Here is a 25,014-nt window from a genome sequence, read left to right as displayed (position 1 = left end):
TATTAAGGATTGCTTAATCTTGTTGAGCTAATGCCTTATCCTTAATTGGAGCAAAAAGCTGACCCCTGCTTTTGCTTCAGTATTGAGGATTTTTTGAATAGCGGTTTTCTATGAATGAGTGTAAGCTTTTTCTGTTTTCTCCCACACAACCTTACCGGAAATAATGGTCGCCAATATAGGAATATCCTTTAATTCCATTGCTGGACAAGTAAGTGGATCAGCATCCAGGACAACAAAATCTCCTCTTTTTCCTTCTTCAATCGTGCCTGCGGAATCTTCTTCAAAGTTCAGATCTGCCCCGTAAGACGTCATCGCTTTTAAAGCTTCCAGAACATCAATTTTTTGATCATCACCAAGCACATCACCTTCCAAAGTGATGCGGTTCACAGCCGCCCATATGGAAAACAGGGGCGAAATTGGAGTAATTGGACAATCAGAATGCAGTGTGAACAGCAAATTGCGGTCAACCGCATCAGCCAGAGGGTTAATTCTAGCCGCTCTCTTCTCACCCAGGAATATCCTGCGGTGCCGATCTCCCCAAAAATAAACATGATTGATGAAAAAGGAAGCAGCTACACCTAATCTTTGCATGGCATCAAGGTCATCACTGCCGGCAGTCTGTACATGTTCAATCCGATGCCTGTGGTCTTCCATCGGACTTTTAGACAATATATAATCGAAGGCTTCAAGGATAGATCCGATTGCCCGATCTCCGTTTCCATGAATCGCAATTCTAAATCCTCTATTATGAAGATCCAGCATTTCTTCTGCAAATTTGTTTTGATCATGCAGCAGTTCACCATATACAGATTCATCACAATGATAAGGTTCGCGGAGTGCACCTGTGAGTCCCTGGATGGATCCATCCTGAAATAATTTGGCACTATCCAGAGAAACTCTGTTTTTAGTGCGTCTCTTTAATTCAAGATCGAGCTGATCTGCAGTATAACCGGAAAAAGCACTCCCGTCTCTTAAAAGATGATGCAGGATCATTAGCCGCATATTCATCGGATTCTTTCCTGAATTAATAGCCGCTATATGTGCATTTAATTCTTCTATTCCTCTGTCAAGGCCCACGCCGGCATCTGTACATGTGGTGATTCCCTGAGACAGGTACACCTTCGCCGCATTTTCTATATTTTTGATTTGTTCATCGCTTGACGGAGAAGGCAGGACTGGAAAAATAAATTCCAGGGCAGGAATTTCGTGAATGACACCGTCCAGCGTTCCATTATTATCACGTGTAAAGTACCCGCCATGCGGATTTGAAATACTTTCATCGATTCCAGCCAATTCAAGAGCTTTGGAATTTGCAGCACCAAAGTGCCCTGAAATGTGCCGGATAAAAACGGGATTGTTCGGGGCTGCTTGGTCTAAATCAAACCTGTCCGGATGCCTTTTGTCCTCCAGGAGGGTATCATCATACCCCCATCCCATGACCCATTCTCCAGGTTTCGCTTTACCCGCCCTTTCTGCTATCTCTCGCTTTATATCTTCAATGTTTTTATTCCGCGGGGATCTGCAATCAACATAATTCAGCATTTGCCCGTACATTAATAAATGACTATGTGTGTCAATAAACCCCGGAAGCAGCGTGGCTCCTTTTAAATCCTTGATCTCGACATCAGGAGTTTTTGGAATTTCCGAACGGTCCGGTTCGGTTTTATCCCAAATTTTTTCGATGATGCCATTCCTGACAAGCAATGATTTTGCCTTAGTGTTTTGTTGATCAAGCGTAATAATATTTGCATTTTTTATGATAAGGATACTCACCCTTATCCCTCCTTATTAGACAGCCTTGTTTTCTGCAGAATTGATATCGTTTATCTTTCTTTTTGCTGAAGGGAGGTCTTACCAGTAAACAGCCTTTACATTTTCTGATGGTGAATGTGTTGTCCAGAAACTAATTATGACAAGCGAACAAAAGGACATGATAAAGCCAGGTATAGTCTGATCGATTCCTGAATGGAGAAGAGGCCATAGAATGGTCGTGAAGCAGGCCAGGAGCATGCTCGAAATGACAGCGGTGTTGGTTGTCCTCCTCCAGAACATAATGGCCAGAAACGGAAATACAAGAGTTGTTGCTGACAGCCTGAGTGCCCATTGATACATACTGACAATATCTGTTAATGCAAAGGCGACTAACAGTGATAATACCGATATAATCACTACACTCAAGCGGGAAACAAACATCATTTGCTTCTCTGTTGCATTGGGATTTAATAGCCGGTGATACAAATCCTGAGTAATATTAGAACTTCCTTGTAAAATGAAGGAGTCTGCACCTGTCATAAGTGCTGATAGGAGTCCGATTAGAATAATGCCTCCAATATACGGAGGAAGCATTTCCACGGTTACATAGGAGAAAATTAAATCTGGGTGAATATCGGCTGGCACAAATTGCCTTGCCATAATTCCTATACTATATGGAAGCACAGAAATGCATAAAGTAATGGCATAACCGGTCAGGCCTGCTTTGATGGCAATATCTTCTGTCTTAGAAGCAAAAATCCGCTGCCATGTGGATTGCCAAACTAAGTAGAACGGAGCCACAGAAAGGGCAAAAAGCAGTACATCCCCAAGGCCATTCGCACCAAGCGGTGTTAAAAAATTTTTCGGCGTGCTGCTGAGAATGTGTTCCATTCCTCCGCCAAATTGCAGGGCTGCATATGCGAGCATTACAATCCCTACAATCAGGATCACGCTTTGAATGGCATCCGTTACAATTGTCGCTACTAAGCCGCCTAAAATCGTAAAGCCGAGGATCAGAATGAAAGAAAGCACAATTCCCGTTTTCACGTTCATATTAAAAGCAATGCTGAATACGGTACTCATCCCTACAATCTGCAGGGCAGTTGTGGGAACAGAATATATGAAAGCAGATAACACGGATGGAATGATACCGGTTTTTGACCCAAATCTTTCACTAAAAAGATCCGCAAGTGTATATAATCTCTGTCTTCTTAATGGACGGCTAAAAAAGAAGATCAAGAGCATACTGACAAGCATGGCTGGTAAGGCAAATTTAAAAAATCCAGATACGCCCATTGTGAATCCCATTCCAATCCAGCCAATAAAAACGGCAGCACCGCAATTCGTGCTGATGATGGTTCCGACAATATTCCAAAAACCCATATTCCAGCCTGCAATCAAATAACTGTCAGAGGTTTTAATTTTTGTAAAATAATAGATTCCAATTGCGAACATGAATATGAAATACGTTAAAATGTATCCAAAATACCAGCTCATCGACCGCCTCCATTTTTCTTAATATTCTGTAAATTATTGATAGCAATACTTTGAATATCCTCAAACTCAATTCCATTATATCGGTCACTTTCCGATGATTATCAGTCAACTCTACTATTTATTGGTCAATTTTTATCGGCTGCTTTTCCACTATATCGGTTAGTTCCCGTTCTCATATCAGCACTGTAAGGCCTTTCTCAAACAAACGCATCTATCTTTTAAAAAGGAGCTTAATCAAAAATCAATTAAGCTCCTTCTATTTTACCTACCAGTTTTTATGATCAAGGTGAGCATATTTCGGCAGAAGACGAGTTGGCATCTTTAAAGCATCCTTGCGGAAAGGAGGTGCCAATTGCGTGCCATCTACCTGAATATCAATAACTGTCGGTTTATTGGATTCTATTGCACGGAGAATAGCTGGCCCAACATCCTCAGGTTTATCTACACTAATTCCCTGTGCCCCCATGGACCTTGCAACCTCTGCAAAATCAGGATTCTGGATATCCGCTCCTACAAAGCGATTATTATAAAAATCTACTTGGTTTTTCTTCTCCGCACACCAGGCATTGTTATTAAAAACACATGCAACTACTGGAATGTTCTCCTCAACCGCCGTACTTACTTCATGCAGGCTCATTCCCCATGCACCATCCCCTACGATGGCTACTACAGGGCTATTCGGATTTGCAAGCTTTGCACCTAATGCCGACGGATAGGCAAAGCCCGTATTCCCAAATGTTAAGGCTGCAACATGCTTGCGGCCGGAATTGAATTTTAAATAGGCATTTGCGGTGGAAGATACATTCCCGATATCTGTAGTTACAATTGCGTTTTCCGGAAGGACCTTTGTAAGCTCAAGCAGCGCCCTGCGCGGATTAATTGGACTTCCTTCCACCATGGCCAGATCGACAAGCTCTTTTTCCCATTGCTCTTTCTCATTTGCCACTCTTGCCATTCTCTCAGAATTGAATTGCTTATTTGGCACTTTTTCTTTTAGCCGTTTGGCGATTTCAACTGAAGCTGCTTTTGCATCTCCAATGATCCCGATCTCTACTGGATGGGTCCTCGCGATATTGCGGGGATTGATATCGATTTGAATAATCTTTGCGTTTTTCGGAAAGTAATCAATGTCATAGCATGGCAATGTTCCAAATACAGATAATCTGGTGCCAATAGCGAGCACCACATCTGCATCCTTTAATGTGTTCATAGCTGCTTTTGACCCCATATACCCAATAGGTCCTACCGCTAAAGGTTCATTTGCTGGGAAAGCATCATTATGCATATAGGAAACAGCTACAGGAATCGTTAAGTGATCGGCAATTTCCTTCACTGCCTCTATTCCATCTGAATCCACTGTCCCCCTGCCTGAAATGATCACAGGGTTTTTGGCAGAAGCAAGCAATTCCACAGCCTGATCAATCTGCTCTAATGACCCGCAGCCCCTATTATCCACACGATACTGATGAGGTTCAAGAATTACATCCTCCACTTCCCCATAAAAGTAGTCCCGCGGAATATCAAATAACACTGGCCCTCTCTCTGCATAAGCGATTCTAAAAGCAGTCCTCAGGCAATCCGCCACACGCCCCGGATGTGTGACCCGAACGGTTTCCTTTGTAATCGCTTTAAAGACTGAAACCTGATCGCATTCCTGGAAACCGTCCCAGCCGACGGTCGGTGTTCCTGCTGAAGGAGATATGACAACCATAGGGGTATGAGCCTGATTTGCAGCTGCAACAGACGTTACCATATTGGTGATTCCTGGCCCATTCTGGCCGATCACTACCCCGGCAACTCCGCTTACCCGAGTATAGGCATCTTCCATGTGGGCAGCACTTTGCTCATGCCGCACGCCGATGAATCGGATCCCGGCAGTTGGAAGCAAGTCTAATAGATCCATGAAAGCTGACCCCAAAATGCCGGAAATATGTTTGACACCTTCCTTGACTAATGTTTCTACAATAGCCTCACTTGGTGTCATTTTCACCTTTCTTGTTTTGATTTCTGCTAGTTCTTTTTCTGCTTTTGCCATTACGGGCACTCCCTTTCCGATTAATGAAATTTCGTATATATAAATGGATAGGATCCCTGTCTAAAGAACCCTAAACCAGATTCAACTTTTTTACTAAATTCCCTTAAATACACTTTCAACTGTCTCAACAACAAATCTTAAATCTTCTTCTGCAGATGAAAGCGGCGGAGCTATAATAAGGACATTATTGAAACCTGGAACAGTATCACCGTTTCTTCCAATAATCAGGCCTTTTTCTTTACATAGTGAAATGACCTTTGCCATTAATTGATCAGATGCCGGCTGCTTCGTTTCCTTGTCTTCAACCATTTCAATGCCATACAAGAACCCGACGCTTCTGACTTCGCCTACATTTTTATGAGACTGCAGCTCTTTTAAGCTGCCTAAAATGCTTTCACCCAGCACCTCTACCCTGCTGACAATATTCTCTCTTTCTATGATTTCGATATTTTTCAATGCTACTGCGCAGCTTGCCGGATGTCCTCCATAGGTTGATACATGGCGGAAGTGGTTATCTGTACCCTGCTCCTTAAACTTCTCATAAATTCTGGAATGAACTGCCGTAGCCCCAAGCGGCAGATAGCCGCTGGTCAACCCTTTAGCCATCGTTACAATATCAGGCTGAACACCATCCGAGTGCATAAATCCAAACATTTTGCCCGTTCGCCCGAATCCGGATACAACCTCATCCATTATCAGCAGGACATCATGTTTTTTGCAGATTTGTGCCACCCTCTGCAAATATTCAGGAGATGGAATAATAACCCCCCCACCTGAAATGAAAGGCTCCATTATGACAGCAGCAACCGTTTCGGCACCTTCCCATTGGATGACCTGGTCGATCATGTCAGCTGCAACTTTATCGCAATCCTTCACATCCTCCCCAAATGGACAGCGATAGCTGTAAGGAGGCGGAACATGCAGGAATCCCGGCATGCCAGGATCGTATTTCACTCTCCTGTTGGCCTGTGCTGTAGCACTTAATGCTCCTAAAGTTGAACCGTGGTAGGCACGGTATCGCGAAATAAATTTGTATTTACCGGGATTGCCATTCTGATTATGATACTGCCTCGCTATTTTGAATGCGGTTTCATTTGCTTCCGAACCGCTATTTGAGAAAAAGGTTTTATAGGAGTCCCCCAGCAATTCACTAATTTTTGCAGATAACTGGATGGCTGGTGCATGGCTTAAAGTTAGAGGGAAATACGACAGCTTCATCATTTGCTCCGCAGCGGCCTCTGCAATTTCTTTCCTGCCATGTCCAAGGTTCAGGCACCAAAGACCGGATACACCATCCAAATATCGATTTCCGTCCATATCAGTAAACCAGGAGCCTTCACCTGATTGGGCAATCATCGGACTGCTTCCTTCTGTATGCCGGCTCATCGCATGCCATAAGTGTTTCTGATCCTGATCTGTTAACTTTTTGTGATCATTTAGTTCTACTGTAGACATATTGCTTGCCTCCTTCTATTTAATAAACATTCAGGTTTGCATCTTATGGGAATCATGTTGCGGCTGGAATTTTGTGTGTTGATTCATGGGTGGGTGTATAAGGGTAATTATGCGCCTCTGCAACTCTCTGATGAGTGACCTTTCCATTCATGGTATTGACCCCTTTTTCAAGAAAAGGATACTTTAAAATAGAATTTTCGATCCCAGTATTAGCGAGCATTAAGGCATATGGTGCTGTAGTATTGGCGAGGGCATAAGTGGAAGTTCTTGCTACAGCGCCCGGGATGTTTGGAACAGCGTAATGCAAAACACCATGCTTTACATAAGTTGGAGTATCATGTGAGGTAATATGATCGATGGTTTCAATTGAACCGCCCTGATCAATGGCAACATCAATAATGACCGAATTCTTCTCCATTTGCATAACCATTTCTTCGGTTACTAACTGAGGTGCTTTTGCACCGGGGATGAGAACAGCCCCTATCACTAAATCGGCAAGTTTTACTTCCTGGGCGATATTGAACGGATTTGACATGACCGTTCTCACCCTGCCAGAAAATAGATCGTCCAGCTGGCGGAGTCTTTCAGCGCTAATGTCGATGATGCTTACATCCGCACCGAGTCCAACTGCCATTTTTGCGGCATTTGTCCCAACAACTCCACCGCCAATAATCACCACTTTTCCAGGCTTCACACCAGGAACCCCGCCTAATAGGACACCTTTTCCGCCATGGATCTTTTCAAGGAATTGCGCTCCGAGCTGGACAGACATCCTTCCGGCAACTTCGCTCATGGGTGTTAGGAGAGGCAATGATTTGTTATCCAGCTGAATGGTCTCATAAGCAATAGAGGTAACTTCTTTTTCGACCAAAGCCTTTGTCAATTCAGGCTCGGCTGCAAGATGCAAGTAAGTAAAGAGAATTAATCCTTTTCGAAAATATTGGTATTCATCTGGCTGCGGCTCTTTAACCTTCATGACCATATCCGCAGACCAGGCCTCTTCTGCACTTGAAACAACCGATGCACCAGCTTTTTCATATTCCTGATCAGAGATGCCGCTTCCTGCACCTGCACCCTTCTCAATCCAAACCGTATGGCCGGCATTAACAAATGCAGAAACACTTGCCGGTACAACAGAAACCCGATTTTCATTGTTCTTTACTTCCTTTGGCACACCAATAATCATGTCATCACTCCATCCTGAAAAATAAAAATATTAATCTTCTCGTCATGACATCATGTCGTCCGTACCAGTTGTTGTATGACTAGCCTCAGTTGTAATTAAAACACAACCTTTATGCATTTTCAATATTTTCTAAAGATTTTATATTATCGGAATTATCAATAGATATTATTGCAAAATTGAATAACAGTGCATTTAACTATAATTCTTTGATAGTTTTATTCTAAATGAATACATATCCGAGCGAAAAAAAGCAGAATAGTATTCTATTAAGTTTCCATTTATATCTGATAATAACCGCTCTATATGAAGCACACTCAAGGAGCATGGAACACCCAGCAGATCAGCTTCTTCTTTTGATAAATAAGTACTTGTAATAATCTGTTCGGCTTCAGCAAACCTTAAGTCTAAACTTTGCTCGAGCAGATCATACAGTGTTCCTTTTTCAATATCATATTGGGCGAGATTTTCACCTATTTCTACAGGATAGTACTGATTTTCAAGTGCCAATGGCTTATCGTTTGCATAGCGAATACGCTTTATAAAATAAGCCTCTGTAAGCCCGCTGGCCTCTACAATTTCTTTTGCTGGAACAACGTTCCCATTGTCAAGTAATTTTGAATCGGGCTTCATCCCCATATTATTAATCACTTCTGTTGTACTGGTAATATTCCCAAGCCATTCCTCAATCGGTTTCCTTGAAATAAAAGTGCCTTTTCCGTGGACTTTCTTTAGCACACCCTCGTTTACTAAATGGGAAACTGCCTCTCTCACCGTGCTTCTGCTTACTTTATAGGTATCCATCAGTTCTCTTTCGCTTGGAATTTTCTCATTGAAAGAACGGTTGTCTATTAGCTCCTGCAGTTTATTCTTTAGTTGTATGTGAAGCGGAATAGGACTTTTGGAATCTAACTCTCTCATAATGGATGCCTCCTTTATTTTCTCTAAATGCAAAATGTATAATTAATTATATAGATTACCTGAATGAATATCCATCCTTTTACAGCAGAACCAGATGGGCGTATTTAAAAGTTTAGCTATTTGCAGGCTGTAAAGTCAGCAGATGATTTGGAAAACTGGCGGGAGAATGGTATTAATTTAAGCAGAATCAATTAATTGAAAAAGGATGATTAGAAATGAATCACTTCATGAAACGGGCTATTGAACTGGCCATTAACAATGTAAAAGAAGGAGGCCAGCCCTTCGGTTCCGTTCTGGTGAAAGATCAGGACATCATTGCTGAGGGCGTCAATGAATTGCACAAAAAGCATGATGTAAGCGGGCACGCGGAATTGCTTGCAATCCGGCGGGCACAGGAGCAGTTTCAAACGAATGATTTAGCCGGATTTACCATGTATGCAAGCGGGGAACCCTGCCCGATGTGTTTAACTGCCATGTATTTCGCAGGTATCGATAAGGTGTACTATTGCCAATCAGTCGAGGATGCTTCTAATGCAGGTTTAGGCAAGTCTAAAATGATTTATGAGGATTTAAAAAACGCTAGAGATGACAGGGGACTAAAATTGGTCCAAATGCCATTAAATGAGGATCAAGACAATCCAATGAAGCTTTGGAAAGAACACATTTAACACTTAGCCTCCCTTCTCTAAGCAGCGGGGAGGCTAAGTGTTTCTTCACCTTTTAATATTCTCACTCATTCTGCTCATCTATTTGCAGGTTTGCTCATCTATTTGCAAGTTTGACTGGTCTATTTGCAAGTTTGCTCATCTTTTTGCAAGTTTGACTGGTCTATTTGCAAGTTTGCTCATCTATTTGCATGTTTGACTGGTCTTTTTGCAGGTTTGCTCATCTTTTTGCAGGTTTGACTGGTCTATTTGCAGGTTGCTCATCTATTTGCAAGTTTGACTGGTCTATTTGCAGGTTTGCTTATCTATTTGCAAGTTTGACTGGGCTATTTGCAAGTTTGCTCATCTATTTGCAAGTTTGACTGGTCTATTTGCAAGTTTGCTCATCTTTTTGCAGGTTTGACTGGTCTATTTGCAGGTTTGCTCATCTTTTTGCAAGTTTGACTGGTCTATTTGCAAGTTTGCTCATCTTTTTGCAGGTTTGACTGGTCTATTTTGCAGGTTTGCTCATCTTTTTGCAGGTTTGACTGGTCTATTTGCAGGTTTGCTCATCTATTTGCAAGTTTGACTGGTCTATTTGCAGGTTTGCTCATCTATTTGCAAGTTTGACTGGTCTATTTGCAAGTTTGACTGGTCTATTTGCAGGTTTGACTGGTCTATTTTATTTTGCAGGTTTGCTCATCTATTTGCAGGTTTGACTGGTCTATTTTATTTTGCAGGTTTGACTGGTCTATTTGTAGGTTTGCTTATCTATTTGCAAGTTTGACTGGTCTATTTGCAGCTTTGACTGGTCTATTTGCAGGTTGCTCATCTATTTGCAAGTTTGACTGGTCTATTTGCAGGTTTGCTTATCTATTTGTAAGTTTGACTGGTCTATTTGCAGGTTTGCTCATCTATTTGCAAGTTTGACTGGTCTATTTGCAGGTTTAAACACATCATGCATAATGACTAATGCTCAGCGGAAATTGTTCCATCTTCTTTACTTCGCTGTTTCACTAAAATGTTATCCAGTTCAGTTCCCCCTCACTTGCAAATACAATTGTATTTACAAGTATTGTTTGAGAGATGGCTATTATTATGCAACAAAAATAGAGGTTCACTTTCGTGCCTCTATTTTAGTCCTATTCTATTTTTCACATCATCTCTAATGAGCCCAATCATCTCTTCAGACAAGTTCGCTGGAAGCGACGAGCCATCATTAAATACCCAGGCGTTGATCACCTCAAGATCCGCTTTTTTAAATGTGATGCTATAAGTATTGTGTTCATGAAGAAATTCTGCCGTCACATATTCTTCTCCATCAAATTCATCATCCACAATCATTCCTGTTATTTCGAAAGGATACACTTTACTATCTCCTTTAGCTTTTTATAGCTTAGGATGCATCGGGCCCCTCAAATTATTCGAATATGTTTAAGTTTTCATTAAAATGGTATCTATGGTTTTATAAGCAACCAAAAATGTGGCAAGGGAGTATGCCGCTTCGGTGAGTCCGAATAAAAAAACCGAACTTCCAAAAAGCAGGGTATTCATGATCAAAATGCATTGCCCGATGGTGAACGGCAAGCGCTCGCTGAATAATATCGCTAAAACCTCTGTACCGTCCAGGCAGGCTCCGAACCGGATAATGAGCCCCACTCCCGTACCGAGCAAAAGTCCTCCAATGATAATGATCAGCAGGGGATGGTTAGTCACTTCCTCAAAGGGAGCCAATATGTATGTTTCCCCTGCCAGTACGGAACTGGCAAACAGGCTTAACACCAAAAATCTTCCTCCTAAAAAGAAAAAGCCTGCCGCTAAAAACGGGAGATTCAACAGCAGGATCAAGGCACCTACATCTACATGAAAAACATGTGAAAGGAGAATGCTCAATCCGACAATGCCACCGTCAATGACATAATTTTTCACAAGGAATAATTGCAGGGATACAGCCACAAGTGTTGCCCCTAATATGATAATCAGCGCATTTTTAAATGCGAAAAAAGTGCCGTTTCGACTCTGACCTAAATAGTTTGGAACTCTATTTCTATACACCGTCCATCTCCTTTTGTTCAGTCTGGCTTATGTATTGAAATATATTCCGTCAAATCAATAAAATGCGGATGCTTTCTTTTAAATTTTTAATAGTTTTCCAGAAAAAAAAAGATAGAATTCCTTCATATCAGAGTGTAAAATAAATTCAGCCAGCTGAAAAACTGGTATAGGAAACACAAATAGAAATACGTCAAGCAGCACTAAAATATATTGAATTTTCAGAAAACTAAATAAAAGAGGTTGATGTACATGGCAATGGATGCATCTATTAAGGAACAAACGATTTTTGATCATGCTGGAAATAAAATTATTACAGAGGATCGGGAAATTCATATAATCGCTAAATTCGCAGAACCATTAATTGTGGTACTGGGAAATGTTTTGAGCGATGAGGAATGTGACCAGCTGATTCAGCAGTCAAAAGATCGCATGCAGCGTTCAAAAGTTGCCAACTCTCTTGAAGTGGATGAACTGAGAACCAGCAGCAGTACGTTTTTCGAGGAAGGGGAAAATGAACTCGTCTCCAGAATTGAAAAAAGAGTATCCCAAATCATGAACATTCCAGTTGAGCATGGTGAAGGGCTGCAAATTCTTAATTATAAAATAGGCCAGGAATATAAAGCACACTTTGACTTTTTCTCTTCAACCAGCAAAACAGCAAGCAACCCGAGAATCAGCACGCTTGTCATGTACCTGAATGATGTGGAACAGGGCGGGGAAACGTATTTCCCAAAGCTTAACCTCTCCGTATCACCACAAAAAGGCATGGCCGTGTACTTCGAATATTTTTACAATGACCAGAACTTAAACGATCTGACCCTTCATGGCGGAGCACCTGTTGTCATTGGTGATAAATGGGCTGCCACACAGTGGATGAGAAGAAAGAAACTATGAAAAAACGCTTGGGAAATTTATTCCCAAGCGTCTTTCTTTAAAACCACAGTCTCTTATGATAGTCATAATCAGAGGTATCGAAATTCTCTTCCCCTTCTATATTGGGGGCACACTCTTCACAAGGTCCTTCCTGCTGGCCATGTTCACATTGCTCCATTAAAAGTTCCACCTGAACGCATCCCCTTTCCTATCTGATACTTCAATTATAATTGAAAGCGTTTACACATGTCTTGTACAATTTGTTGGAAAATCGTTAAAAAGTGCCTATCCAAAGGCACTTTTTAACGTCAAAAACAGACATCTCTGTCGCATTTTAGCCTTTAAGACCACTTATAATAGCCCCTTGGCAAATCGGTCACTTCACTTGCAGCCCTTATGCCTGATTGAATCGCTCCTTCTATCCAGCCCGGGGCTGTGGAAGTATGTTCCCCGGCGAAATGAACTCTTCCCTCAGGAACAGGAATAGACGGGTACAGCTCTGTTGCCTGGCTCGGCTTGAACATGGAGAAGGCTCCGCCCGAAAAAGGGTACTGCGACCAGCTATGGGAAGCTCCTGTTAAGAAATGCTCATAAACCTGATTGCCATGAACAACAGCCAAATTGTCAAGTGCATTCCGGATCCGGTCACCTTCCTTAAGGTTATCCCAGGATAACGTATCATCTTCCCATGTATAGCTTGCCATAATAACTCCGGAACCTGAAGATCCGATCAGATGGCTCGGATAGGCAGCGAATCGAATGGGCAGATCTGTCATCAGCTTCCCTCCTTGCAGTCCTTCACGTTCCCAGAATCTTTGTTTGAACTGGAGCCCGATTTTTGTTGATGAAACATAATGAAGTTCCCGAATGGCTTTCCATTTATTATGGGAAAATGAATGCCGGGGAACGACTTCAACGAAGGAGAGCAAAGAAAAAGGAATCGTGATAATGGCCAGATCACCAGTTACGGCCAAAGGCCTTTGGCTCAAGGTATGGCTGGCATGAATGGTAACCTGCTGATGATCCTGAACTATTTTTGTCATCTGATAGCCGAAATAAAGATCTTGTTTTAACTGAGGCAAAAAAGCATTTGGAAGCTTATCATTGCCTCCCTCTATTTCATAAAAATGAATGTCCGGGGTAAATAAAGGAAGCAGCTCCCTCAGAATGGCCGGAAAGCTCAGCTCCGGAAACCCTTCCAGGCCCAGCAGAACTTTAATGCTTTCAAGGGCTCCAGGCGATAGGCTGGGCCCCACTGGATTATATCTGAGAAAAAAACTCATGGGATACCTATCAAACTCTCTAACTACGGTATTCCAATTTTGTGCGGGGTTTTGGTTAATAAAATCTGCAACCGGCTTTATTGCCATCATGAGCAGTTCTTCGGCTGTCTTTCCTTTTTCATGCGGTGCAACCGGGTAGCCCAGCATATCCGGATTCTTCTTATAGGCAGTTCGATTGGTCTTTATTCCATTGGCAAAGATCAGGTCCTGGGGTGTTGTGTTCCTGAATTCATTTACTTTTAAACGGAATTTTTTAATATACTCAAGGACTAATGGATGAATATGAGGAATTCGCATGGCGCCCACATCCAGGTACAAATCGTCCATGAACGGCTCTCTCATCGTAAAAATCCTGCCGCCAACCCTCTGTGTTGCTTCTAAAACCGTTACATCATGACCGGCATCCTTCAGCAGTGAAGCAGCCACCAGCCCGGACATACCGGCTCCGACAACAATAATTTTCTTCTGAACCTGTGAAATGCCGAGTCCGTTTCTGATGATAGAAAGCATTTCTTCTGGTGATAACTGCGCATCCCGATAATAGGCCATTCAGATTCTCCCTCCGGCAATCTGTCAAATAGCTATTACTTCATCATATTGCCGGTCAGCTTTACAATATGCTTCTTTTATGATTAACCAGTTTTACCAATAAAAAAATCAGCGAAAATTTTATCCTACCCCCAAAACCCAGGAATGAAAGTCTAAATTTTTGTTGATGGTCATTTTTAATAGAATTAATGAAGGGTTGGGAGTACAGGCGTCCCCCTCTTACATAATTAACATTACATCTTGGGAGGAATAAATTTGGATCGTTTTTTCAGGTGGGTTGTCAGATCCCTGTTTGCCCCTGTCTCTGGTACCGCAGGAGCAATCGCAAGTACTATGGGCTTTTTTCTGGCATTTTTACCTTTGGATAGTTACAGAGTTTTATTGTTGTTTGCTTGTTCACTGATTCTGCGCCTTAATATTATTGCCTTGTTCCTGGGCTCTCTGATTACTGTTTTTATCCCATACATACATAAGCTGCCTTACATGGATTTTGGCCCATTAGATGATTTCTGGCTGATTTCAAATCTTAAAAGCGGAATATTATCTTCCGATTCAGTTGTTTCAGGTATTTTAGGAGGGATTGTTGGACTTGTCTGCTATTTTTTCTTCCACTGGTTTTATAATCTGGGGCTGAAAACAAATGATGGAAAACAGGAATCTATATTTCTTGATCCAGCTAAACGGCGCTGGTCTCTAATCAAACGAATGACTGCAGGCTTCGTTCTATTAATTGCAGTGATATCAGCATTTTTTATTGAGAGCCTTAATATGGCTCCCAAGGTACCTGCATTGAATCTGGAGCAGCACACTTCAAGCCAACAAATAGAGCCGATTGACACATCCTTCCATGAAAAGGATACGGCATCTCGGGCTCTGGAAACAAACTCTGCTGCCAAAATTCCAGAAAATCAAGATCAAGAAGTGTATGGATTCTATGTCAATTGGGACGAGCATAGTAAAATATCTTTCAATAAAAATAAAGAGTCTATTACTACCTTGGTACCTGAATGGATGCAGGTTACACCAGATCTAAAGGTCAAGTCCTCAATTGACCCATCCATTGTAAAAGAAGCTGAAGAACATCAAATCAAGGTTTTGCCATTAGTAAATAATTACATAGACGGCAAATGGAATTCAGATGTTCTGCATAGGTTATTCACTGTTCCAGGGGCTGAAGATCGCTTTATTGAAGAAATGATTTTTTATGTGAAAGCAAATAACTTCGACGGGATTAATATTGACTTCGAAGCCGTTAAACCTTCTGACAGGGATCATTTTACACAATTCATGAGTAAGGTGTACAAAGCCTTTCATAAGGTAGATTTAATGGTGACATTGGATGTTCCGCCGAACGATGAAAGCTATGATTATGCCTCTTTGGCTAAATACGCTGACCGCGTCATTGTGATGCTCTATGACCAGCATTATGCCATGAGCGAACCAGGACCTGTCGCTCAAACACATTGGGTAAAGGAGAACCTGAACCAAATTGATATTCCCTCCGAAAAGCTGATTGCAGGCCTGGGTACATATGGCTACAACTGGGAAGAAAATTCAAGTGAACCCGCAGCTGAAATGACGTTTGGGGATATCATGAAGATGGGCAGAGAAGCGAACCTACATATCAATTGGAGTATGGAAGCTGGAAACCCATACTTAAGATACAAACAGAATGGAAAAAATCACACTGTCTGGTTTTTGGATGCTGCCACTTTTTATAACCAGATGAACCTAGCGCTAAATAGCGGTTCTACCGGGATTGCCATATGGCGGCTCGGTTCTGAGGATCCTTCGATTTGGAGTTTTCTTAGCAAGACTAATGAAGCCAAAAAACCATCTCAAGTGCTTAGTACCTTTGATAGTCATTTTGGAGCCCTTCATACTGGCAGCGGCGAGATATTAAAAATCGCTTCAGAAACAGAAAAAGGAGGACGGACAATAGAAATGGATTCGAATGGAATGATAAAAAACGAATCCTATGTCCAATATCCGAAGCCATTTGAAGTAATCCGCCATGGAAAATCAAGTAAAAAAGAAGTCGTCCTTACGTTTGATGACGGTCCTGATCCAGCCTACACTCCAGAAATACTGGATATATTGAACAGGTATCAGGTGAAAGGCACTTTTTTTGTCGTAGGGGAAAATGCGCTGATGCATCCTCAGCTTGTTAAAAGAATTTATGATGAGGGGCATGAAATTGGAAACCATACCTTTACACATCCAGATATTACATCCATCACACCTTCTCGTTTGCGGATGGAACTAAATGCAACACAACGCTTAATTCAAGGCATAACCGGCCATTCTATGACTCTTTTTCGGCCACCTTACATTGCAGATACGGAGCTTAGTACAAAACAAGAGCAGCTTCCTGTTTTGGAAGCCCAGAAACTTGGCTATACCATGGTCGGCCAATCCATTGACTCTGGAGATTGGCAAGGAGCCACAGTTGATGATCTTGTAAATCAAACATTGGATCAGCTGTCAGAAGGAAATGTCATTTTGCTTCATGATGCCGGCGGTGACCGCTCCAAAACAGTTGAGGCCCTTCCGATTATTATTGAAACACTTAAAGGCCGCGGCTATACATTTTCAACTACTGCCGGCTTAATTGGGAAAAGTGACAGTGAGATCATGCCTTTTGCTGATCAGGAAAACCCTTATTCTGTATATAATAGTGCTGTTTTTAAAATCCTTAAAAACTGGAATACCGGCATCAGCTTTTTGTTTTATTCAGCCATCCTTTTAGGAATTTTGCGTCTGATTTTTCTTGTTTTCCTGTCCAGGAAACAGGTTAAGAGGTATAAAGAGACAAAGCTTGACCCTGGATTTACTCCATATGTCAGTGTAGTCATTGCTGCTTATAATGAGGAAAAGGTCATCTGCAAAACTATAGATTCTATTTTAACCAGTGACTATTCTGCTTTTGAAATACTGGTTATTGATGATGGCTCAAAGGATCAGACGGCCCGTGCCGTTGAGGAAGCTTTTGCAGACAATTCCCGCGTCAGATTAATTAAAAAAGCCAATGGCGGAAAATCTTCAGCTGTAAACCTTGGATTCAAGGAAGCTAAGGGGGAAATTGTGATTGCTTTAGATGCCGATACGCTTATCGCCGAAAATGCTATTTCACTGCTTGTCAGCCATTTTAAAGATGATCAGGTGGCTGCTGTGTCAGGTAATGTCAAGGTTGGCAATAAAGGGAATCTTCTGACGAACTGGCAGCATATTGAATATGTGACAGGCTTCAACCTGGAAAGAAGAGCCTTCGCTGCACTTAACTGTATTACTGTAGTACCAGGTGCAATCGGGGCATGGAAAAAGTCTGCAGTTGCAGAAGCCGGCTACTTTAGCGAGGATACACTTGCAGAGGATACAGATATCACTCTTGCCCTATTGCGCAATGGAAAGAAAATTGAATTCGAAGAAAAGGCCTATGCTTATACAGAAGTTCCGGAAGATATTAAAAGCCTGGCAAAACAGCGCTACCGTTGGGTATATGGGACTCTTCAATGCCTCTGGAAACATAGGGAGGCGTTATTTAACAGGAATCATCAGTCATTAGGGTATGTAGCCCTACCGAACATGTGGCTTTTTCAATATGTTTATCAAACGATTTCTCCCATTGCAGATCTTTTGTTTATCTTAGCCCTTTTCAGCCCAAACCCTGAAAAAGCAGCAATTGGATTTGTTCTTTTTTACTTGATGGATTTCTTTACCTCCTTATATGCGTTCAGGCTGGAGAAAGAAAATCCTAAACCATTGGTCTCGTTGTTTTTGCAGCGAATCTTATATAAACAGCTGATGACGTATGTGGTGGTAAAATCGATATTCTCCGCCATAAAAGGAGTAACTGTCGGCTGGAATAAACTAAAGCGTAAAGGCAGTGTGACACAAGATAATCCGCTATAAGCTAAAAGGCCTTTCCCAATTCCGGGAGAGGCCTTTTGATTTTTCATGATCCGGGAAGTCTATAAGTTCTTCCCATTGCTGTCTTTGTTTTCATTTCCTTTTTCCACTCGTCTGCTCTCAGCTTTTTCTTTAGCGGTCTGGGAAACCTGCTGTCCATGGTTGAGAACTTTTTCAGCAGGACTTGCTGTACTATTCCCTCCCGTACCAGATGCTGGTGCTTGGGAATCTTTTGGGCTGGTCACAGGTTTCGCAGCTTCACTTGTTGTCTTATTTCCTGAAGACGCAGAAGCAGGCTCTGGAGCTGAAGGCTTTTTGGCTGATACAGACTCCGTTTTAATCACTGGTTTTGCTGCAGGTTTCCGGCTCGATAATTCGGTATCCGTTTGCACAGCAGCTATTGCCTTATTGCTCTCTCCCTTTTTGGGGGATTTTGCAGAAGAAGGAGTATTTTCCTCCGTTTTTTGTTTCACCTTATTTTTTACAGACACTGTTTTTGTTTCAGCCTTATTGTCAAGTTGTCTGTATCCTTCAGATTTCTTTTGAATACCTGTTAAAACAGATGAATTTTGCGCTGAAAAAAGTTCAGTTGCTTTCAAAATGCCATTGGCAGCAGAAAACGTTAAAGCCCCCGCTATTACCATGACAAGGGCTCCCTTAGCTGGTGATTTCATAATTTTCTCCTCAAGACTAATTATAGATTATATACACAGAATACGAATAAGAATCTGTATGTTATGGGGGTATAATTCGACATATATTTTAACTTTTTCATATTAACCCGGATTTGTATTTTTAAAGAAGATCCTGTTGCCGCATTTATAAAACCTTAAATAAAGGGATTTGGCCTCGTATAGAGAATATGTAAAATACATACAATGAAAGCGGTGAGTAGATGAATTCAATTGCTTCCCCGATCGCAGGCAAAGTGAACAATGTGTTTATTCATGTCAAGGACCTGAAAAAGTCGGCTCAATGGTATAGCAGTCTCCTTGGACTGCCTTTTAATATGGATGATGTGGAATCGCCGGTATATAACATTCCTGTCACCTCTCAAACCGGACTTACCCTGGATGACCACACCTTTGATCCATCCTTCAAATGGACTCCTTCCGGTCACGTTTTATTTAATTTCTTTGCTCAGGATATCGATGAGGCCTACAAGTTTGTAAAAGATCATGGAATCACCATTGTAAAAGAAGTAGAGCGTATTGGAGATTTTGCTTATTTTAACTTTCAGGACCCGGATGGCAATGTATTGATGATCTGCAATTGCTAATGAAAGAGTCTGTGGCTATATGGCCATGGATTTTTTTATTTACAGCATTCCCCGCTGGACATCCCCCTTTTCCTCGCGTATACTAGCCATATTTATGTAAAAGAGTAACAGCTTCATAGAAAGTAAGGTGTTTAATATGATTCACAATCCGACTGGAAAAGAGCGGCTTGCGCTGGCATTTCTCCTCAGCATGCTTGGCATATTGGGGCCATTCAATATTGATATGTATTTGCCGGGCTTTCCAGATATCGCTGATGATTTCGGTGCCCGTGCTTCACTTGTTCAGATGAGTCTGACGGCCTGTTTGATTGGACTTGCGGCTGGACAGATAATTGTCGGACCGCTCAGTGATTCGCATGGAAGAAGAAAACCACTACTCATCGGAATCTCTCTCTTTGCCGTATCTTCCCTTTTATGCGCCGTTTCACCCAATATTGCGGCCTTTATTGCAGCCCGCTTTCTGCAGGGATTAACAGCCTCTGCCGGAATCGTCCTGTCACGGGCAGTTGTCCGGGATGTGTTTAGCGGAAAAGAGCTCACGAAGTTTTTTGCCTTGCTTATGGTCATTAATGCAACCGCTCCGATGATTGCGCCCATGACAGGCGGTGCGCTGCTACTGATTCCTTTCGCAAGCTGGGAATCCATCTTTTATTTTCTAAGCTTTTTGGGATTATTTATTACCATTGTGATCTATTTCCGATTAAAAGAAACCCTTCCTCCAGAAAAAAGGGTCCCAAGCTCCATTGGGAATTCCGTTAAAAGCATGGGGGGACTTTTCAGGGACCGTTCCTTCATCGGGTATGCCCTTATCGTTGGTTTCATACATGGCGGAAGCTTTGCTTATGTATCGGGGACACCCTTTGTCTATCAGGGAATTTATGGTGTATCGCCACAGGTGTTCAGCATCCTGTTTGGCATTAATGGATTGGCCATCATTACGGGGAGTTTCCTGATTGGCCGCCTGGCAGATGTCATTCCAGAAAGAAGCTTGCTCCGGACAGCGGTCTGCATTGCGGTAAGTGCCACTTTGTTCCTATTAATTATGACCATCATTAAAGGGCCGCTATTCATGCTTGTCATTCCGATTTTTATCTATATGACTTCGATGGGGATGATCATCACCAGCTCGTTTACATTGGCCATGAAAAATCAGGGGCATCGTGCCGGCAGTGCCAGCGCCGTAATCGGAATGCTTCCTTTAGTGCTGGGTTCAGCTGTTTCCCCTTTGGTGAGCATTGATGAAACCACTGCAGTGCCAATGGGTGCCATCTTGTTTATTACATCATTCATCGGATTTGTTTTTTTCTTCACCTTAACGAAAGAAAAAACAAAAAGAAGCCGACAGAGCCTGAAGCTGCATGCGGAGGGATAATTCCCTCCGGCTGGCATGCCGCCTGCTTTATTCTTTTACTTCCTCGATAATCGACTGTCCTTCAGTTCCTTCATCATCCTGCCACTGCCATTTTTCATGCAGCCTGATGCGGCCGTCCTCCAATATTTCAGGGGTGGAGAGACATTTTCCGCCGCGCAGCTGATTTTTGTTATTCACATGGTTATATCTGAATTCCAAACATCCGTCTTCATTGGCAATTCCAATCAGTGTCCCCTGAATGATCTCTCCCCCGCCATAACTAGCTGATATTATATTTCCATCCTGTTTATAATGAAAAAAGGTCTTTGATGAAACTTCACCATTCTCTGTATTTTGCACAGAAACAAAGGTACGGCCATTGTAATTCATAAAAATATCCTCCTGGTATGTATCGATTTATAAATCCCCTTTTAAAATGGAGTACATATACAAGTCATCAAATTTCCCGTTAGTATATTCATAATGCCTAAGCAGCCCTTCTCTCGTGAAGCCCTGCCTTTCAACCAGCTTCTGGGATGAGAGATTTTTTGGCTCGATCAAAGCTTCTACCCTTTCAAGCCCAAGCTGTTCAAAGCCGAATTGTAAAACCCTCTCAAGGGCTTCATTCGCAATTCCTTTTCCCCAATGCTCCCTGCTTAGTTCATAACCGACTTCACTTCGGTAATGTTTCGGATTCCTATTCAGGAAACCGCAGCTCCCAATGACCTTCCCTGAATCCTTCAGGGTGATGCCCCAGCGAATTCCTGTGCCATTTGTATAAATGGATTTATACCATTCTATTTCTCCAAGCACCTCCTCTGGAGTTTCACAGGCTGAGATTCCCATATGCTTTACAACCAGCTGATCTGACAGGTATACAAACATATCTTTTGCATCTTTTTCAGTTGCTTCTCTTAAAATTAATCTTTCTGTTTCAAGAATCGGAAATGCTTTTTCCAACGGACTGCCTCCTCTGCAAAATATCTATCTTCAACTATACCAAATTGCTGTAAAAAAATCCTATCATATGGAAATTACTTCAAAACCAGCTTTATCCATGTTACACTCTATTATTAGTAAAATATAAACAAAAGGAGAATTTCTGTGAAACGTTATGGTCTATGGCTGCTGTCTGCCGGATTGATTCTTTCCGCGTGCAGCAATGACAAAGAGAAAACAGCCGCTGATTCACCTGTTAAAGAAGAGCAAAAGAAAGAAGAAAAGCAGGTAAGCATTTTAGCAGAGTCTAAGAATATTAATTTAGAGGTCTCTGAAGAAACCCTGCTAAATTTGCCTCCTGGAACCCTAATGGATAACCTTACATACGAAAAAGACATTGAAGCCATTGAAGTTATACCGGAAACTGATCCTGAACTTTTACGGAAGATGATGCCCAAACTGGAAGAGCTGACGGAGGAAGCCAAAGATACAGACTCTATTAAAAAAGGGCTAGTTTCCCTGCTGGCGAGTCCACATTATAAAGACATTATTGAAAAGTCCAATACCTACAAACCCGATTTTGAAGAACCTTACCTGCCGGATCCCACCAAGTCAGAACCCGGAGAAGAAGAAAAAAAGGCAGCAGAACAGGCCATTATTCTTCTGGATGCCAGTTCATCCATGCTGCTGCAGGCAGACGGCAAAGTGAAAATGGATATTGCTAAAAGCGCCGTCAAGAGTTTCGCCCAGACGATTGGCCAAAGCAGTGATGTATCCCTTGTGGTCTATGGCCATAAAGGCTCTGAAGCAGACGCTGATAAAGAAATTTCCTGCTCTGGTGTTGAGGAAGTCTATCATATGAGCAAATATTCCAAGAAAGAATTTCACGAAGCTGTTGATTCATTTGAAAGCAAAGGCTGGACGCCTCTTGCCGGCGCCATTCAAAAAGCAGCAGAAATGAGCAGCGGCTATGACGGCTCCACCACGATCTACATTGTCAGTGACGGTGCCGAAACATGTGACGGCGACCCTGTCAAGGCCAGCGAGAACCTTGTGAAAAACAACAGCAGCAATACTGTAAATATCATTGGGTTTGATGTAGACGGCAAGGCCGAGGATCAATTAAAAGCAGTAGCCGAAGCCGGCAACGGGGAGTACTTTAAAGCAGACAGTCCCGACGATCTGAAAGACACCATTCAATACGAGTGGCTTCCGTCTGCCGGTGACCTCGCATGGGCTTTTACAATGGCACCCAGCCCGTGGGAAATGATGGATGAATATAAAACCGGTGAAGTTTATCCCCGCCAATTATTTACAGTCGGCAGGCGTGAATCACACCGAATCCTGGATGCCGTCACCATTATGGGCGATAAGGGCTGGATCACGGATGAGCAGCGATCCGAACTCCGTGAATGGGGCTATGAACGCAGCGGCCAAATGAAGGATCTGTATATGGAGCTGCACGAAAAAAATCGGAATACAGCTGAAACGGAAAGTGATGAAATTAGACAGAGAGTAGACGAATGGGTTGAAAAAATGAAAGCTCTGAAGAAAGAACGCGGGGATATTTGGTGACAAAATTTTTAAGAATGCTCCGGGCGGCATGCTCTGAGCATTCTTTTTACTCTTTGGGTATGAAAATAAAATTCCTCTTCAGCTCGGCCTCATTAATGGAGATCCGATACGATAAATCTTTTGTCCGCAGTACATATTCTTTAATGCCAATAAATTCAGATTCCGCAATCAAGTAAAAGTGCGTACCCTTTTTTAATCCTTTAAAATGATTCTTTAACTTAAATTTTTTCATGATGCTCCTACATTCTATTTTTAAACTTCTCCGGCTTCTTCACATACCCTTCAATGATAAAACCGCAGCTAGTGCAAATAACATATTCAATATCAGATCCGAGACTCATCTTATCCACAGGAAACATGACCCCATATCCCGAATGCTTCCCTTTCCCCAGCTCATTTGATCCGCACTTTGGACAATTTTCTACTTTCATATTCATTCTCCTTTCCGCTTCTATTAGTAAGTCATACGTTCAGAAGCATGAAAAAGTTTCATGAAAACAGTAATTGCGGCCATACAGATCCGGTACTATTCAGCTGCTGTAAGTGATTCCTTTGATTTGAGCACCTGAATATAAGCGCCTGTCAGTGTCTGAGTCAGCAAAAAAATTGGGAAAGAATGCATGAGCTTATACCCTTTTTGCAGGGTTATTATATCTGCAGCTGTTAAAACCCATTGAAAAAAAACACCAAATAATGCCCACACCAATACATACATAATGAACGTTTTTTTGCCGATGTTCAGTTTTTCATAAAGGTAAAAAAAGAAGTAGCCAAATGGGGCAAATAATATATAGTATAAAATATCTGTGACTTCATAATTGTTTAGATCATTAACCTTATAAAAATCTGTTCTGCCTCCGCCTATTGTAAAATCATAAAGGATCCCAACGGCTATGCCCCACAGCAAACTCAGCACTCTGACCTGCTTCGCCAGCCTGTCCGGCCTTCTTATTAGAAGAAAATATACAAAATAGGCAGCAGCAACCATGAGCAAAAGATAAAGCTCGTTGTTGCCAAATTCCTTCCACATTTTCATGCTTCATTCACCCCTCTTGTCTTAAGCTGTCCGAAATACTTAAGTAAGAATTGAACCACTAAATGCAGGAGGAATAGATAGATGATTTCATAGCCAATATTCCATTTTTTATAATCCACAACTCCAAAATACCTGGCAATCATCACAGCAGAAACTAGGAATGCAATGGAAACCGCCACTTTAATAAACTTTGAACCCAGCGAATCCCCTGTCCTTATTAAATTTAATGTAATTGCTAATGTAATTGGAAGCGTTATGCTCCTATGTATTAAAAAGGCGGAATTGTTTAAGATCTGCTGGGAAATATCCGCCATATTCAGCTCTTCATAAACAATCCACGTATAATTAATATTAATGACCATCGCCGACAGATAAACAAAGGTATTTTCAATAAAAGTCAGCTTCTTATTCATAGATGTAAACAGCACAAGTACCAGCCAGGCCAGAAAAACCAAAAGTACAAACCCCATGTAACATCAGCCCCATATTTTTTTGTTATTATTGGCGGGGGAAGGGGTAATTATTCTGCCGTGGCACCCTTTAGCTGTTTAGTCGGGGTTCGGTTCTGACTCAAATACTGTGATTTTTGCTTTCTGTTTTCGAAGTTGGGCCAGGTTCTGACTCAGACACTCCGTTTTCTGCTTTCTGTGTCCGAAGTTGGGTCTGGTTCTGACTCAG

The 25,014-nt window shown here is 42.0% G+C and carries 22 protein-coding genes; 6 read left to right on the top strand and 16 right to left on the bottom strand.

The window, feature by feature from the left end; genetic code table 11:
* Positions 1 to 108: 108 nt before the first annotated feature.
* The 6 genes from AC3WTL_RS01830 to AC3WTL_RS01805 form a co-directional block, all read right to left on the bottom strand.
* A complete protein-coding gene (locus AC3WTL_RS01830; protein ID WP_492368856.1) occupies positions 109 to 1,773 on the bottom strand; it encodes an amidohydrolase in 1,665 nt (554 codons plus the stop codon).
* A 78-nt stretch (positions 1,774 to 1,851) separates the two neighbouring features.
* Entirely contained in the window at positions 1,852 to 3,249 is a 1,398-nt protein-coding gene (locus AC3WTL_RS01825; protein ID WP_492368855.1) for a sodium:solute symporter family protein, read from the bottom strand.
* A gap of 265 nt (positions 3,250 to 3,514) precedes the next feature.
* Positions 3,515 to 5,284 carry a sulfoacetaldehyde acetyltransferase gene (gene xsc / locus AC3WTL_RS01820; protein WP_197249478.1) on the bottom strand — a complete coding sequence of 590 codons (1,770 nt, stop codon included), beginning with the start codon at positions 5,282 to 5,284 and terminating at the stop codon, positions 3,515 to 3,517.
* Positions 5,285 to 5,377: 93 nt separating this feature from the next.
* Positions 5,378 to 6,739, bottom strand: coding sequence for an aspartate aminotransferase family protein (locus AC3WTL_RS01815; protein ID WP_197249477.1), 1,362 nt, complete (start codon positions 6,737 to 6,739; stop codon positions 5,378 to 5,380).
* 52 nt (positions 6,740 to 6,791) lie between these two features.
* Entirely contained in the window at positions 6,792 to 7,925 is a 1,134-nt protein-coding gene (ald, locus tag AC3WTL_RS01810; protein ID WP_048011456.1) for an alanine dehydrogenase, read from the bottom strand.
* Positions 7,926 to 8,117: 192 nt separating this feature from the next.
* Positions 8,118 to 8,843, bottom strand: a complete 726-nt coding sequence (locus AC3WTL_RS01805; RefSeq protein WP_492368854.1) for a GntR family transcriptional regulator — start codon at positions 8,841 to 8,843, stop codon at positions 8,118 to 8,120.
* Between the two features lie 215 nt (positions 8,844 to 9,058).
* Here AC3WTL_RS01805 and AC3WTL_RS01800 point away from each other — a divergent pair, with 215 nt between their 5' ends.
* A complete protein-coding gene (locus AC3WTL_RS01800; RefSeq protein ID WP_492368853.1) occupies positions 9,059 to 9,511 on the top strand; it encodes a nucleoside deaminase in 453 nt (150 codons plus the stop codon).
* 1,107 nt (positions 9,512 to 10,618) lie between these two features.
* Here AC3WTL_RS01800 and AC3WTL_RS01795 read toward each other — a convergent pair.
* Entirely contained in the window at positions 10,619 to 10,855 is a 237-nt protein-coding gene (locus tag AC3WTL_RS01795) for a hypothetical protein (RefSeq protein WP_492368852.1), read from the bottom strand.
* Positions 10,856 to 10,921: 66 nt separating this feature from the next.
* Positions 10,922 to 11,542 (bottom strand): YitT family protein, encoded by a 621-nt coding sequence (locus AC3WTL_RS01790; RefSeq protein ID WP_492368851.1) that lies wholly within the window; start codon positions 11,540 to 11,542, stop codon positions 10,922 to 10,924.
* Between the two features lie 249 nt (positions 11,543 to 11,791).
* Between AC3WTL_RS01790 and AC3WTL_RS01785 the strand changes: the two genes are divergently transcribed.
* Positions 11,792 to 12,436, top strand: coding sequence for a 2OG-Fe(II) oxygenase (locus AC3WTL_RS01785; protein WP_492368850.1), 645 nt, complete (start codon positions 11,792 to 11,794; stop codon positions 12,434 to 12,436).
* Between the two features lie 320 nt (positions 12,437 to 12,756).
* Here AC3WTL_RS01785 and AC3WTL_RS01780 read toward each other — a convergent pair whose 3' ends face one another.
* Positions 12,757 to 14,247, bottom strand: a complete 1,491-nt coding sequence (locus AC3WTL_RS01780; protein ID WP_492368849.1) for a flavin monoamine oxidase family protein — start codon at positions 14,245 to 14,247, stop codon at positions 12,757 to 12,759.
* 255 nt (positions 14,248 to 14,502) lie between these two features.
* Here AC3WTL_RS01780 and AC3WTL_RS01775 point away from each other — a divergent pair, with 255 nt between their 5' ends.
* Positions 14,503 to 18,159, top strand: a complete 3,657-nt coding sequence (locus AC3WTL_RS01775; protein WP_492368848.1) for a polysaccharide deacetylase family protein — start codon at positions 14,503 to 14,505, stop codon at positions 18,157 to 18,159.
* 59 nt (positions 18,160 to 18,218) lie between these two features.
* Here AC3WTL_RS01775 and AC3WTL_RS01770 read toward each other — a convergent pair whose 3' ends face one another.
* The gene (locus tag AC3WTL_RS01770) at positions 18,219 to 18,830 is read right to left on the bottom strand and encodes a hypothetical protein (protein WP_248347966.1); all 612 of its coding nucleotides are present in this window, start codon (positions 18,828 to 18,830) and stop codon (positions 18,219 to 18,221) included.
* A 221-nt stretch (positions 18,831 to 19,051) separates the two neighbouring features.
* Between AC3WTL_RS01770 and AC3WTL_RS01765 the strand changes: the two genes are divergently transcribed.
* Entirely contained in the window at positions 19,052 to 19,435 is a 384-nt protein-coding gene (locus AC3WTL_RS01765; RefSeq protein ID WP_048011857.1) for a VOC family protein, read from the top strand.
* Positions 19,436 to 19,571: 136 nt separating this feature from the next.
* A complete protein-coding gene (locus AC3WTL_RS01760) occupies positions 19,572 to 20,807 on the top strand; it encodes a Bcr/CflA family efflux MFS transporter (RefSeq protein ID WP_048011847.1) in 1,236 nt (411 codons plus the stop codon).
* A 27-nt stretch (positions 20,808 to 20,834) separates the two neighbouring features.
* Here the strand turns inward: AC3WTL_RS01760 and AC3WTL_RS01755 are convergent, their stop codons facing one another.
* Together AC3WTL_RS01755 and AC3WTL_RS01750 are read right to left on the bottom strand one after the other, a co-directional pair.
* Entirely contained in the window at positions 20,835 to 21,176 is a 342-nt protein-coding gene (locus tag AC3WTL_RS01755; RefSeq protein ID WP_222501527.1) for an avidin-fold protein, read from the bottom strand.
* Positions 21,177 to 21,203: 27 nt separating this feature from the next.
* Positions 21,204 to 21,746 carry a GNAT family N-acetyltransferase gene (locus tag AC3WTL_RS01750; RefSeq protein WP_197249468.1) on the bottom strand — a complete coding sequence of 181 codons (543 nt, stop codon included), beginning with the start codon at positions 21,744 to 21,746 and terminating at the stop codon, positions 21,204 to 21,206.
* Between the two features lie 144 nt (positions 21,747 to 21,890).
* Between AC3WTL_RS01750 and AC3WTL_RS01745 the strand changes: the two genes are divergently transcribed.
* A complete protein-coding gene (locus AC3WTL_RS01745) occupies positions 21,891 to 23,300 on the top strand; it encodes a vWA domain-containing protein (RefSeq protein ID WP_492368847.1) in 1,410 nt (469 codons plus the stop codon).
* 46 nt (positions 23,301 to 23,346) lie between these two features.
* Here AC3WTL_RS01745 and AC3WTL_RS01740 read toward each other — a convergent pair whose 3' ends face one another.
* The 4 genes from AC3WTL_RS01740 to AC3WTL_RS01725 all read right to left on the bottom strand — a co-directional run bounded on the left by AC3WTL_RS01740 (position 23,347) and on the right by AC3WTL_RS01725 (position 24,806).
* Positions 23,347 to 23,532, bottom strand: coding sequence for a hypothetical protein (locus tag AC3WTL_RS01740; RefSeq protein WP_048011843.1), 186 nt, complete (start codon positions 23,530 to 23,532; stop codon positions 23,347 to 23,349).
* A 7-nt stretch (positions 23,533 to 23,539) separates the two neighbouring features.
* Positions 23,540 to 23,731, bottom strand: a complete 192-nt coding sequence (locus tag AC3WTL_RS01735; protein ID WP_412059431.1) for a transcription initiation factor TFIIIB — start codon at positions 23,729 to 23,731, stop codon at positions 23,540 to 23,542.
* A 95-nt stretch (positions 23,732 to 23,826) separates the two neighbouring features.
* Entirely contained in the window at positions 23,827 to 24,336 is a 510-nt protein-coding gene (locus tag AC3WTL_RS01730) for a hypothetical protein (protein ID WP_048011841.1), read from the bottom strand.
* Positions 24,333 to 24,806: a hypothetical protein gene (locus AC3WTL_RS01725; protein WP_048011840.1), complete on the bottom strand. Its 474-nt coding sequence runs from the start codon at positions 24,804 to 24,806 to the stop codon at positions 24,333 to 24,335. Before AC3WTL_RS01725 ends, AC3WTL_RS01730 begins: the two co-directional genes overlap by 4 nt.
* Between the last annotated feature and the right edge of the window lie 208 nt (positions 24,807 to 25,014).

The organism is Cytobacillus sp. EB106-05-05-XG126 (assembly GCF_058791715.1).
The sequence above is the reverse complement of the archived record's forward strand: the minus strand, read 5'-3'. Positions and strand labels throughout refer to the sequence as shown.

Bases quoted from the DNA above. Each gene is read 5' to 3' on its own strand.
- AC3WTL_RS01825 (WP_492368855.1), bottom strand. From the start codon at position 3,249: ATGAGCTGGTATTTTGGATACATTTTAACGTATTTCATATTCATGTTC.
- xsc (WP_197249478.1), bottom strand. From the start codon at position 5,284: ATGGCAAAAGCAGAAAAAGAACTAGCAGAAATCAAAACAAGAAAGGTG.
- AC3WTL_RS01815 (WP_197249477.1), bottom strand. From the start codon at position 6,739: ATGTCTACAGTAGAACTAAATGATCACAAAAAGTTAACAGATCAGGAT.
- ald (WP_048011456.1), bottom strand. From the start codon at position 7,925: ATGATTATTGGTGTGCCAAAGGAAGTAAAGAACAATGAAAATCGGGTT.
- AC3WTL_RS01805 (WP_492368854.1), bottom strand. From the start codon at position 8,843: ATGAGAGAGTTAGATTCCAAAAGTCCTATTCCGCTTCACATACAACTA.
- AC3WTL_RS01800 (WP_492368853.1), top strand. From the start codon at position 9,059: ATGAATCACTTCATGAAACGGGCTATTGAACTGGCCATTAACAATGTA.
- AC3WTL_RS01785 (WP_492368850.1), top strand. From the start codon at position 11,792: ATGGCAATGGATGCATCTATTAAGGAACAAACGATTTTTGATCATGCT.
- AC3WTL_RS01780 (WP_492368849.1), bottom strand. From the start codon at position 14,247: ATGGCCTATTATCGGGATGCGCAGTTATCACCAGAAGAAATGCTTTCT.
- AC3WTL_RS01770 (WP_248347966.1), bottom strand. From the start codon at position 18,830: ATGAAATCACCAGCTAAGGGAGCCCTTGTCATGGTAATAGCGGGGGCT.
- AC3WTL_RS01765 (WP_048011857.1), top strand. From the start codon at position 19,052: ATGAATTCAATTGCTTCCCCGATCGCAGGCAAAGTGAACAATGTGTTT.
- AC3WTL_RS01760 (WP_048011847.1), top strand. From the start codon at position 19,572: ATGATTCACAATCCGACTGGAAAAGAGCGGCTTGCGCTGGCATTTCTC.
- AC3WTL_RS01755 (WP_222501527.1), bottom strand. From the start codon at position 21,176: ATGAATTACAATGGCCGTACCTTTGTTTCTGTGCAAAATACAGAGAAT.
- AC3WTL_RS01740 (WP_048011843.1), bottom strand. From the start codon at position 23,532: ATGAAAAAATTTAAGTTAAAGAATCATTTTAAAGGATTAAAAAAGGGT.
- AC3WTL_RS01735 (WP_412059431.1), bottom strand. From the start codon at position 23,731: ATGAAAGTAGAAAATTGTCCAAAGTGCGGATCAAATGAGCTGGGGAAA.
- AC3WTL_RS01730 (WP_048011841.1), bottom strand. From the start codon at position 24,336: ATGAAAATGTGGAAGGAATTTGGCAACAACGAGCTTTATCTTTTGCTC.
- AC3WTL_RS01725 (WP_048011840.1), bottom strand. From the start codon at position 24,806: ATGGGGTTTGTACTTTTGGTTTTTCTGGCCTGGCTGGTACTTGTGCTG.